Source organism: Streptomyces sp. NPDC001401, from assembly GCF_042895385.1.
Lineage (GTDB): Bacteria > Actinomycetota > Actinomycetes > Streptomycetales > Streptomycetaceae > Streptomyces.
In genome coordinates this window covers 960,463-971,435 of the sequence record NZ_JBIAWI010000002.1, presented here as the reverse complement: position 1 = coordinate 971,435, position 10,973 = coordinate 960,463, and the positions used below count along the sequence as shown (strand labels likewise).

Here is a 10,973-nt window from a genome sequence, read left to right as displayed (position 1 = left end):
GGGGGATCTTCCGCAGATCCCGATGCAGTCCAAACCGCATGACGTCAATCGCCAAAGCCGTCCTCACCCTGGAGCGGCAACGCTGAAGAAGCTCAGTCATGGGCCCCCTCGAACTCCGCGTGACCCCAAGGGTGTTGGTCAAACATGCAGAATTACGTGCATCACTCACGCACCACGTCGAGCCGTCGTCGCGCCGGCCCCAGGGCGCGCCCCTTGCTCATCACCCCGGCCCAGGGGTTCGTGCGGACCTGTTCGACGGCGTCGGCGATGGTCCAGCGGCGGGCGGTCAGGGCCGGGTCGTCCAGCTGGGCCCAGGTGATCGGGGTGGCCACAGGGGCACCGGGGCGGGCCCGGACGGTGAGGGGCGCGACCGCGGTCTGTGCGTAGGCGTTGCGGCCCACGTCGAGGTAGAGCCGGTCGCCGCGCTCCTTCTTGCGTACGGCGGTGGTGAGCCGGTCGGGGTGGGCCTCGGCGAGGGTGTCGGCGACGTCGCGGGCGAACTCGCGGACCTCGTCGAAGCCGTGCCGGCCGCCCAGTGGCACGACGACGTGCAGTCCGCGCGAGCCGGTGGTCATCAGCCCCGAGGGGAGCTCGATTTCGTCGAGGAGTTCTCCGAGGAGCAGGGCGGCCTCGCGCACCGCCGCGAAGCCGTCACCGGCCGGGTCCAGGTCGAAGACCATCCGGTCGGGCCGGTCGAGGCGGCCGACGCGGGACAGCCAGCGGTGCAGCGTGAGGCCGGCCTGGTCGGCGAGGTACAGGAGGGTGGCGGAGTTGTCGCACACGGTGTGGCAGACGGTGCCGCCTTCCTTGGGCACCTCGACACGGGTGATCCACTCCGGGTAGCTGTCCGGGGTGTTCTTCTGCATGAAGTGCGGGCCGTCGACGCCGTCCGGATGCCGTTCCAGCATCAGCGGGCGGCCGCGCAGGTGGGGCAGCATGAGCGGGGCGGCGGACCGGTAGTAGTCGACGAGGTCGCCCTTGGTGTACTCCTTCGCGTCGCCGTCGCCGCTGCCGTTGCCCGGGAAGAGGACCTTGTCGGCCCGGTGGACCTCCACCGTGCGGCGCCCGGCCCGCACGGTGCGTACGGCGTCTTCGCTCACCGCACGACCGCCTCCTCCACCAGCAGTTTCCCGGCCGCCGCGATCGACTCGGCGTCGATGCCCGCGGCGTGCAGCTGCTGGTCCGGGGCGGCCGAGCCCGGCATCGTACGGACGGCCAGACGCACCAGCCGGGGCACGGGCCGTCCGTCGAGGAACGCGTCCAGGACGGCGTCGCCGAGGCCGCCCTCCTCGTGGTGGTCCTCCACGGTGACCAGACAGCCGGTGTCCTCGGCGGCGCGGCGCAGGGTGCGCCGGTCGACGGGCTTGACCGAGTAGAGGTCGATGACGCGGACCGGGATGCCGTCCCGGTTCAGCGCGTCCGCGGCGGCCAGCGCCTCCGCCACGGTGACGCCCGCCGCGACCAGGGTCAGCCGGTCGTGCGCGGAGGAGCGCAGCACCTTGCTGCCGCCGATGGGGAACTCCTCGTCGGGGCCGTAGATCACCCTGCTCTCCCCACGCGAGGTGCGCAGATACCGGATGCCCTCGCAGCCCGCCATCGCGGCGACGAGCTGCGCGGTCTGGTTCGCGTCGCACGGGTACAGCACGGTCGAGCCGTGCACCGCCCGCATCATCGCCAGGTCCTCCAGGCCCATCTGGGACGGCCCGTCCTGGCCGATGGCGACGCCCGCGTGCGAGCCGACGAGGTTGATGCCGGCGCCGCTGACGGACGCCATGCGCACGAAGTCGTACGCGCGCGTCAGGAAGGCCGCGAAGGTGGCGGCGTACGGCACCCAGCCGCGCGAGGCGAGCCCCACCGCCGCCGCGACCATCTGCTGCTCGGCGATGTAGCACTCGAAGTACCGGTCGGGGTGCTCCTTGGCGAAGAACTCGGCCCGCGTGGAGTCGCCGACCTCGCCGTCGAGGGCCACGATGTCGCCGCGCCCGGTGCCGAGCGCGGCCAGCGCCTGCCCGTAGGCGTCGCGGGTGGCAACCCCTTTCCCGTCGGATCCCTTGTCCCAGCGGGGCAGTTCGAGGTGCCCGGCGCGAACGGCGTGCAGCATGCGGGTGGCGGTCGGCTCGTGGACGTGGATGGACATGTCCCGGGGGCCGCCGAGTTCGGCGATCGCCTCGTCGGCGTCCGGCAGCGGCTTGCCGTGCAGCCCCTCGCGGTCCTGGACGGAGGCGACGCCCTTGCCCTTGAGGGTGCGGGCGAGGATCACGGCCGGCTGTCCGGTCGTCGAGACCGCCTCGCCGTACGCGCGGTCGACGGCATCCACGTCATGCCCGTCCACCTCGATGGTGTGCCAGCCGAACGCCTGGAAGCGGCGGGCGTAGGCGCCGAGGTCGTGCCCGTGCCGGGTCGGCCCCCGCTGCCCCAGCCGGTTCACGTCCACGATCGCGGTGAGGTTGTCCAGATGCTCGTACGCCGCATGCTCGGCGGCCTCCCAGACCGACCCCTCGGCCAGCTCGCTGTCCCCGCACAGCACCCACACGCGGTACCCGCTGCGGTCCAGCCGCTTGCCGGCCAGCGCGATACCGACGCCGACGGGCAGCCCCTGGCCGAGCGACCCGGTGGCCGTCTCGACCCACGGCAGCCTGCGCGGCGTCGGATGCCCCTCCAGCCGGCTGCCCAGCTTGCGGAAGGTGAGCAGTTCGCCGTCGTCGATGGCGCCGGCCGCCTTGTAGGCGGCGTAGAGGAGGGGCGAGGCGTGCCCCTTGGAGAGCACGAAGCGGTCGTTGCCGGGGTGGGCGGGCCGGTCGAAGTCGTAACGGAAGTGGTTCGCGAGCAGTACGGCCATCAGGTCCGCGGCGGACATCGAGGACGTCGGGTGTCCGGACCCCGCGGCGTCGGCCGCGCGCACACTGTCCACGCGCAACTGCTGGGCGAGCTCGACGAGTTCGGCGGTGTTCATGAGTCTCCTTCCACGGGGGTGCCGGGACGTCGCTCGACGGGGCCCGGGGGTTCGCTCGGTTCGCCGCCGGGTCGGTTCTCGGCGGGCTCGGAGGCCGGCTGCCCCTGGGCGGGCTCGCTGCCGGGCCGGCTGTTCGCGGGCTCGGTGGAGAGCTGTGGCTCCGGTCGGCCCGGTACCCGGGCCAGTTCCGGCGACGCCGTGTCCAGCGGGACCGACGCGGAGCGGACGAGCCCCAACTGGACTGCCTGGCGCGGCAGTACGGCGTCCAGGAGCCAGTCCGCGGCGACGCGGACGCGGTTGCCGGGCATGGCCGCGAGGTGGTAGCCGCGGGTGACCGCTCCGGCCAGCGGGCCGGGCAGGGGGACGCCGAGCGGGTCGGCGGCGGCCTTCGTGCCGCCCAGATCGACGACGAAGCCCAGGTCGCGGTGGCGGTAGGCGCGCCGTTCGCCGATCCCGAGGGACGCGGCGACGTTCTCAGCCGCGACCTTGCCGTGCCGCCAGGCGTGCTGCGCGGTCATCGGCGTGTACGTCCCGGGGTTGTTCAGATCCGGTACCGCGGCCGCGTCGCCGCACCCGAACACTTCGGGACGGCCCGGCACTCGGAGGTACGGGTCTACAAGGAGCCGGCCGCGTTCCAGCGGCTGCCCGGTGCTCTCGACAAGCGGATCGGGCCGTACGCCGACGCACCACACCAGCGTGCGGGTGTCGACGAACTCGCCGTCGGTCAGCAGGACTCCGTCCCGCGTGGCCTCCTTCACGGAGGTCCCCATGCGCACCTCGACGCCCCGCTGCCGCAGCACCCGGTCGGCGGTGCGCGAGAGCCGTTCGTGCATCTCGGGCAGCACGCGCGGAGCGATGTCGAGCAGCATCCAGCGCGGCTGCATGCCGTCCCGCAAGGGGTGCCCCCGCACCTGCGCGTCGGTGTACATCTGTCCGTGCGCAGCGACCTCGGTCCCGGTGTATCCGGCGCCGACCACCACGAAGGTGCACCGCGCCGCGCAGCTCTTCGGGTCGTCCGCAGCGGCGGCGAGTTCCACCTGCCGGGTGACGTGGTCGCGCAGGTACAGCGCCTCGGGCAGCCCCCGGAAGCCGTGCGCGTGCTCGGCGACCCCGGGGATGGGCAGCAGCTTGTTGACGCTGCCGACGGCGAGCACGAGCCGGTCGTACGCCAGCCGCCCGCCGCCGCCCTCGGGATCGGTGTAGTGCACGGTCCGCCCGTCGAGGTCGACGGAGTCGGCCTCGCCGAGCACCAGCCGGACGTGCGGCAGGGTGCCGGAGAGGGAGACGGACACCCGGCGGGGCTCCAGGATCCCGGCGGCGACCTGGGGCAGCAGGGGCAGATACAGGAAGTAGTCGGTCGGGTTCAGCAGAGTGACATCGGCCTTGTGCCGCACCAGCCGGGACAGGGTGCGAGCCGTCCGGTACCCGGCGAATCCGGCACCGACGATCACGATGCGAGGTCGACTCACGGCTGGCCTCCCGCGCTGTGCGGACGTCGTACGGAGCCTTCCGCGTCCCCCTGGCAAGGACCCCCAAACGTCGGCCGGTTTCCGCTCCGGGCGCCGGGTACCCGGAGCGGACCAGCCCGGTGCGCAAGCCGTGGTTCGACCAGTCGTGAGGGAACCGCGATGAAACTCCACCGCCCCGTCGTCTCCGTCTACACGGTGCCGACCGACGCTCCCGAGGCCGACTCCACGCCGGCCTGGGACTCCACGACCGTGGTGATCGCCGAGGTGACGACGGGTGACGAGACCGGCACGGGCTGGACGTACGGCCCGCCGGCGGTCGGCGACTTCCTGCGCGACCACCTCGCCCCGCTCGTCGAGGGCCGCTACGCCCTGGACATCCCTTCCGTGCACGACGCGATGTGCCGCTCCGTCCGCAACGCGGGCCGCCCCGGAATCGCCGCCTGCGCGATCTCCGCGGTGGACATCGCCCTGTGGGACCTCAAGGCACGCCTCCTCGAACTCCCCCTGGCCCGCCTGCTCGGCGTCTGCCGCTGGGGGTACCCCCACGCCTTTAAGGCAGTGGGGGAGGGTTCCGGTGTACGGCAGCGGCGGCTTCACGACGTACCACGACACGCACCTGGCCGCGCAGGTGAACGGCTGGGTGCACGGACAGCACATCCCGCGCGTCAAGATCAAGATCGGTGAGAGCCGGGGCCGGGCGGTGCCCCGGGACCTGGCCCGCGTCCAGGCGGCACGCCAAGTGATCGGCCCCGAGGCCGAGTTGTACGTCGACGCGAACGGCGCCTACACCCGCAAACAGGCCGTCCGCGTCGGCCGCGCCCTCGCCGAGCACGGGGTCGGCTGGTTCGAGGAGCCGGTCTCCTCGGACGACCTGACGGGCCTGCGCCTGGTCCGTGACGCCCTGGCGTGCGACGTGACGGCCGGCGAATACGGCTACGACCTCCCGTACTTCGCCCGCATGATCGCGGCCGGCTCGGTCGACTGCCTCCAGATCGACGCGACGCGCTGCGGCGGCATCACGGAGTTCCTGCGCGCCGCCGCTCTCGCCCAGGCCCACGGCCTGGAGGTCTCCACCCACTGCGCCCCGCACGCCCACGCCGCGGCGGCCGCCTCGCTCCCCAACCTGCGCCACATGGAGTGGTTCCACGACCACGTACGCATCGAGGACATGTTCTTCGACGGTGCGCTCGATCCGACGGGGGGCACCGTGCGCCCGTCGGCCGGGTTGGGCCACGGGCTGGCACTGCGGACGGACGAGGTGGAGGAGTACCGGGTCGCCTGACGGCCTGGCGGCCGCGGTGCGTAGGCCGTGGCGAAGTCCGATCAGGACGAGCTCCCGAAACGACTCGGAACTGATCTCCTCGCCCGGCTGCCCCAACTAGGCTCTGCGCATGGACATTCTGGGAGCCACGCTGCGCATCTGCGTCGACAACCTGGAGACCGCGGTCCCCTTCTACGAACGGCTGGCGGGCGGCAGAGCCCTCCGCTTCGAACGCGGCGGCGTCCAGGTGGCCGCGGTCGGCTGCTTCCTGCTGATGAGCGGGCCCGCGGCCGAGCTGGAGGTGCTGCGCAAGATCTCCGCGACGATCGCCGTCAAGGACGTCGAGGAGACCCACCGGGTGCTCACCGAGCTCGGCGCCCACATCGTCGCGGGCCCGGTGCCGACGCCGGGGGGCCGCAACCTGATCGCGATGCATCCGGACGGCATGGTGTACGAGTACGTGGACCGCAACGCGTAGGTCCCTACGCCTCCGGCGGCCGCATACGGAAGTCGTAGTGGGCCGGGAGCGGTTCGTCGGTCAGCCTCGACCACAGGCGGCCGATCGCCTCCGCTCCCTCCCGCAGATCGGCGACCTCGAAGCCCGCACGGAAGACGTCCAGGGCCTCCTCCCGCCGCCCCTCCGCGAGCAGCAGCCCGGCCTCGATCAGCCGGAACCGGCCGCGCTCCCGGGTGGCAGGGTGCAGCCGCTTCCAGACCCCGCGTGCCTGAGCCATGCGGCGCACGGCGAGCAGGGCCTCGATCGCCTCGCGGCCCAGTGCGGCCGTGGCCGCCGTCCAGCGTTCGCCGCCGTCGCGCCGCTCGTGGCACAGGTCGTCGAAGGCGTCGGCGTACCGGTCCGCGGCCCGCTCGTGGTTGCCGCTCTCCTGGTCGGCGACGGCGAGACAGCGGAGCAACGGCCAGAGCGACGGGGCGAGTTCGAGGGCCCGCTCCCAGCTGCGCACCGCCTGTGCCCGGTCGCCGGCGTGCCACTGGGCGACACCCAGGTGGTACTCGGTGAGCGGGGTCGCGGGCGCGCTCTCCAGCATGTCCCGCCAGTGCGGAGCGACCAGCGTCTCGCCGGGCGGCCGCACCCGGCGCGGCTCGGGGAGGGAACCGGCCCGCAGCAGCTGCAGCCAGGGCTCCTGGGCCTCGCCGAGCGTGCCCTCGTCGAACGGCGTGCCGGGCAGCTTCCAGTCCTCGCGCAGCACTTCGAGCGCACCCCAGCCGGAGCCGACGGCGAGGATCTCGCCGGGTTCGGTGTCGGCGTGCGGCTTCCAGGCGGCGTGGGCGGCGTCGACGTCGGCACGCGGGAGTGCGGCTTCCAGCCGCGCTTCCACTTCGTCGGCGGCCTGCGGAGAGCTCAGCGGACCGTAGGCCTCCAACCACGACACGTCGCTCTCTGCTTCCAGCCGTACATGCTCCAGCTGGGTACGGGCGAGCCCGGCCTGGATCTCGCAGTAGCCGCCCGTGCCGGGTTCGGTGAGCCACCGTTGCCAGCGGCGCCCGCCGGGCCCCTTCCCCCAGACGAAGAGCTTGCGTCCGCGCAGCAGGTCGGTGGAGGTCTGCACCAGCCCGTGCCCGTCCTCGTCGAGGGCGGCGATCCAGCGACGGCGCGCATCGGGAAGATCGTAGAAGTAGTCGGCGGCGTAAGGGAGCTGCTGAATCCGAGTGCACGAGGGTGCGGGCACCCTCCGCAAGCGCCGCTCGTACCCGAACTGCCAGGCCTCCTCCGCGGGCGCCAGCACCCGGCGCTCCTCCGGTACGGCGATGTTGGACCACCAGTAGGCCGGCACGGGCCGCTCGTGCGGATTGCGGATGCGGACGCCGACGTACAGGAAGTCGGAGTCCTCCGGCAGCCAGAGGTCGACCTGAAAGGGCAGGTCACGCAGGCGTTCCCACTCCCACAGCCGGAGCATCTCGCCGCCGTCGGGGGCGGGGACGCGGGCGGCGTGCAGCGGGGAACAGGACAGGGTGGTGTGACCGGTGGCGCCGATGTTCCATTCGATGCCGCCGGAGTACCAGGCGCCGTTGAGGGCGAAGTTCGCGGGCTGGAACACCGGGTTGCGGTAGAGGAGTTCGCGGCCGGTCGGCTTGTGGAGGAGGGAGGCGACACGGCCGCCAAGAGCGGGCAGCACGGTGGCACGCAACCGGCCGTTCTCGATCACGAGGGCGTCGAACTCACGGGGCTCGCGCGCCCGCCCGTACCCGTCCCTGACCCGCACCGGCAGCAGGCTGCGCAGGGGTTCGTGGCCCGCCTGCCGCGCCATGTCCCGCGGCAGCTCGTCCCGATCGCGGTCGTCGATGCGGTGAACCTCGTGCAGCAGCCGCAGCGGGGGCAGTGGATTGTCCGGCCCCAACTCCGCGGCGGGCAACGTCAGTACCTCACGTCGGATGGTCGTCACGATCACCATGGAAGCCGCTCACCGGTGAGCTGACCAGGGGACGTACCGGTCAGGATTCCGCAAAGGCCGCAACGCCTGAACGGCGGGAGCTGCAGCGCCCCAAAGGGGCGCGGGGCTGTGTCGATATGCGGCTCCGCCGCGTGGGCGCGACCAGCCACGACGGCGCAGCAGACACCGACAGCCCATCGCGGCACTACCCAAGCCGCGGCCCCAGCGAAGCGCCCCGCATCTCGGCGGTGATCGCCCAGCGTTCGTGGTCCCGCCAGGCCCCGTCGATGAAGATCATCTTCGGCGAGAACCCTTCGAGCCGGAAGCCGCAGGAGCGCGCCAGCGCGATCGACGCGGCGTTCTGCGGCTGCGCGTTGATCTCCAGCCGGTGCAGTCGCATCGGCCCGAACGCGTACCCCACCACCAGGTCCAGCCCCTCCCGCATCAGCCCGCGTCCGGCGGCGTGCGCGAAGGCGCCGTAGCCGAGGGCTCCGCACTGGAAGCCGCCCTCGACGATGTTGTTGATGTTGATGTACCCGGCGATGGCCCCGTCGCCCTGCGCGCCGTCCTTCTCGCAGACCAGGAATCCGGCCTTGGTCGGGTCCTCGATCAGCCGGCCCGCGTACGCGGTGTACGCGCCCGGGGTGTCCGGCGGGAACAGCCAGGGGTGGTGCAGGTCCTTGCTCTCGCGGGCACGGGCGGTGAACTCGGCGGCGTCCTCGTAGGTGAAGTGGCGTATACCCACGCGGGGGCCTTCGGCGAGGTAACCGGATGCGGTGTGCGGCATCCCGCCACCCTACGGCGGACTAACGCCGCCGCCTCATGAAATATGCCCCGAAGAACGAGCCGATGACCGCCGCGGCGAGCAGCGCCGTCGACAGCGGCATCGTGACCTCGGGGATCAGGAGGCGGATCCTGGTGTGACGGGTGTTCTGGAAGATGAAGATCAGGGCGAGGACGGCGAGCAGCAGGACGGCGACCCGGCCGGGCGTCACCGCTGGGCCCCGGTCGCCGCCGCGCCTGGCACCCCGCTCGGAGGTCTTCGGGCTCATGCAACCAGAATGCGCCCGAAGCCCCCCTTACGCACGGTGAGGGCTGCCCGTGGGGCGCCTCATCCGCCGAGCACGGGCAGCTCCAGCACCCCGGTGTTCCCGGGCGCGCTGACCACGGTCACCGGCTTGATCCCGCGGTTGCCGAAGTACGCGTCGTCGCTCGCCGCGATCACGAATTGCAGCCGGTGCCCCTTCTGGTACCGGTGCACGATGCCCGGCAGGGTCACGGTGAAGCTCTTGGTCACGTCCGGCACCCGGACCGGCGCGACCAGCCGGTGCACCAGCGTCTTGGTGCCGTCCGGCGCGACGTCGTACAGCTTGGCGAACAGGACGAGCCGGTCGGCGGCATTGTCGGAGTGCCGGCTCCGCGCGGCCTGCGGGGAGACGACCTGGAGCGTGGCCCGGGGCGCGCCGACGACATCGATGGTGCGGGTGAGCGGTTCGCCGGTCCAGCCGAGGTAGGTGCCCTCGGTGTCGTACGGCGCCGGGTCCTGCACCCCGGCGATCGCGGCCAGCGAGCTCTCCGAATGACTCGTGGGGGTCAGCCGATTGGTGTACGTACGGCTGCCGCGCGCCACCTTCGTGCTGTTGTCGACGAGCTTGCCGTCACCGGACAGGTAGAGCGTCCGGCTGGGGGCGGGGAGGCGGTCGGCCGTGGCGTATCTGTGGGCGGGGTCGGTGATCCAGTCGCGGTAGTAGGCGACGGCCGGTCCGGTGTCGGTGTGCTGCCTGCGCAGATAGCGGTCGAACCAGGAGAGGATCCGCCTGCCGACATAGCTTCTGTCCAAGTCGCCCTGGATCAGGTTGAGTTCACCGTCCGCCGGATCGGTGACGCCGCCGCTGTGCCCCCAGGACTGCCAGATCATCTTGGCGGGTGTGCCCTGGGCCTTGAGCGTCTTGTACGTCGCTGTCGCCTCGTTGAGGTTGAAGAGGCTGTCGACCTGCCCCTGGACCAGCAGGGTGGGTGCCTCGACCCGGTTCAGGTACGACGCCGGGGAGACGCTGTGGAGGTAGGCGAGCAGCGCGGCGGTCGGGCCGGCGCGGTAGCTGCCGGAGTTCAGCGTGCGGATGGCGGCACAGACCTTGGTCACGAAATGCAGACAGGTGAGGGAGTTGATCCGGGACGGGTCGAGGTTCGGCTGCGCCAGCAGCTGCCTCTCGCCCATGAGGTAGAACCCGTTGGTCCACTGCCATTTGAAGGCGCCGGGGACGGTGCCGTCGGCGTTGTTCGGGTCCAGTGCGTAGGCGAGGTTGTTCCACGTGTTCAGGGGGACCAGCGCGTCCACGCGGTGGTCGACGGCGGCCGTCGCCAGCTGGATGGCCCCGCCGTACGAGCCGCCGACCATGCCGACCCGCGGGTCGCCGGTGCCGTCCAGGGTGATGAAGTCGGCCTTGGTTCCGTCGTCGGCGGCGCGTCCGCCGCCCAGGAAGTCGATCAGCCGGGAGGCGGCCGTCCCGTCGATGCCCGGGTCGTCGAGCGAGATCAGGCAGCCGGAGTTGCCGAAGCCGAGCCCGGAGTAGATCAGGGCCACATAGCCGCGCGAGGCGAAGGCCTTGCCGATGCCACTCGTCGAGTTTTCGGACTTGCTCCCGCCGAAGCCGTTGGTGGCGAGCACGGCCGGGGCGCGGTGGGCGCTGTCGACGCCCGCCGGGCGGTACAGATCGGCGTCGACCGTGCAGCTGCGGCCGCCCGCCTGAACGGTGAACTTCAGCGCGGTGACGCTGTATTGGCCTGCTGCGGCCACGGGAGCGGTGAGTGCCTGGGGGGCGGCGAGCGCCGCGCCCAGGGCGAGGGCGAGCGGGGCTCGGGTTCTGAACACGCGTCGGGACACTGAGACCTCCACACTC

General features: G+C 72.1%; 8 protein-coding genes and 2 pseudogenes. 3 read left to right on the top strand and 7 right to left on the bottom strand.

Translation table 11 applies throughout. The annotated features are described in order from the left end of the window. A pseudogene (locus ACFY10_RS11925) lies at positions 1–86 on the top strand (IS5/IS1182 family transposase); the annotation flags it as partial. Between the two features lie 75 nt (positions 87–161). Here the strand turns inward: ACFY10_RS11925 and ligD are convergent. Genes ligD through ACFY10_RS11910 form a run of 3 tightly spaced genes read right to left on the bottom strand, consistent with a single transcriptional unit; the run spans position 162 to position 4,422 of the window. Next, positions 162–1,100: a non-homologous end-joining DNA ligase gene (gene ligD / locus ACFY10_RS11920; RefSeq protein WP_390664909.1), complete on the bottom strand. Its 939-nt coding sequence runs from the start codon at positions 1,098–1,100 to the stop codon at positions 162–164. Further along, positions 1,097–2,953: a transketolase gene (locus tag ACFY10_RS11915; RefSeq protein WP_390664908.1), complete on the bottom strand. Its 1,857-nt coding sequence runs from the start codon at positions 2,951–2,953 to the stop codon at positions 1,097–1,099. The genes ligD and ACFY10_RS11915 overlap by 4 nt, the downstream gene beginning before the upstream one ends. Further along, positions 2,950–4,422 carry an NAD(P)/FAD-dependent oxidoreductase gene (locus ACFY10_RS11910; protein ID WP_390664907.1) on the bottom strand — a complete coding sequence of 491 codons (1,473 nt, stop codon included), beginning with the start codon at positions 4,420–4,422 and terminating at the stop codon, positions 2,950–2,952. Before ACFY10_RS11910 ends, ACFY10_RS11915 begins: the two co-directional genes overlap by 4 nt. Positions 4,423–4,581: 159 nt before the next feature. Here ACFY10_RS11910 and ACFY10_RS11905 point away from each other — a divergent pair. Both ACFY10_RS11905 and ACFY10_RS11900 read left to right on the top strand, forming a co-directional pair. Next, positions 4,582–5,704, top strand: a pseudogene (locus ACFY10_RS11905) (enolase C-terminal domain-like protein). A gap of 109 nt (positions 5,705–5,813) precedes the next feature. Beyond that, positions 5,814–6,161, top strand: a complete 348-nt coding sequence (locus ACFY10_RS11900) for a VOC family protein (RefSeq protein WP_390664906.1) — start codon at positions 5,814–5,816, stop codon at positions 6,159–6,161. Positions 6,162–6,165: 4 nt separating this feature from the next. Here ACFY10_RS11900 and ACFY10_RS11895 read toward each other — a convergent pair whose 3' ends face one another. The 4 genes from ACFY10_RS11895 to ACFY10_RS11880 all read right to left on the bottom strand — a co-directional run bounded on the left by ACFY10_RS11895 (position 6,166) and on the right by ACFY10_RS11880 (position 10,957). Next, positions 6,166–8,094: a DUF5107 domain-containing protein gene (locus ACFY10_RS11895; RefSeq protein WP_390664905.1), complete on the bottom strand. Its 1,929-nt coding sequence runs from the start codon at positions 8,092–8,094 to the stop codon at positions 6,166–6,168. A gap of 184 nt (positions 8,095–8,278) precedes the next feature. Continuing rightward, positions 8,279–8,860 (bottom strand): GNAT family N-acetyltransferase, encoded by a 582-nt coding sequence (locus ACFY10_RS11890; protein ID WP_390664904.1) that lies wholly within the window; start codon positions 8,858–8,860, stop codon positions 8,279–8,281. A gap of 19 nt (positions 8,861–8,879) precedes the next feature. Then, positions 8,880–9,125 carry a DUF1049 domain-containing protein gene (locus tag ACFY10_RS11885; RefSeq protein WP_390664903.1) on the bottom strand — a complete coding sequence of 82 codons (246 nt, stop codon included), beginning with the start codon at positions 9,123–9,125 and terminating at the stop codon, positions 8,880–8,882. Between the two features lie 59 nt (positions 9,126–9,184). Continuing rightward, complete coding sequence (locus ACFY10_RS11880; RefSeq protein WP_390664902.1) at positions 9,185–10,957, bottom strand: CocE/NonD family hydrolase; 1,773 nt, start codon at positions 10,955–10,957, stop codon at positions 9,185–9,187. Positions 10,958–10,973: the final 16 nt, after the last annotated feature.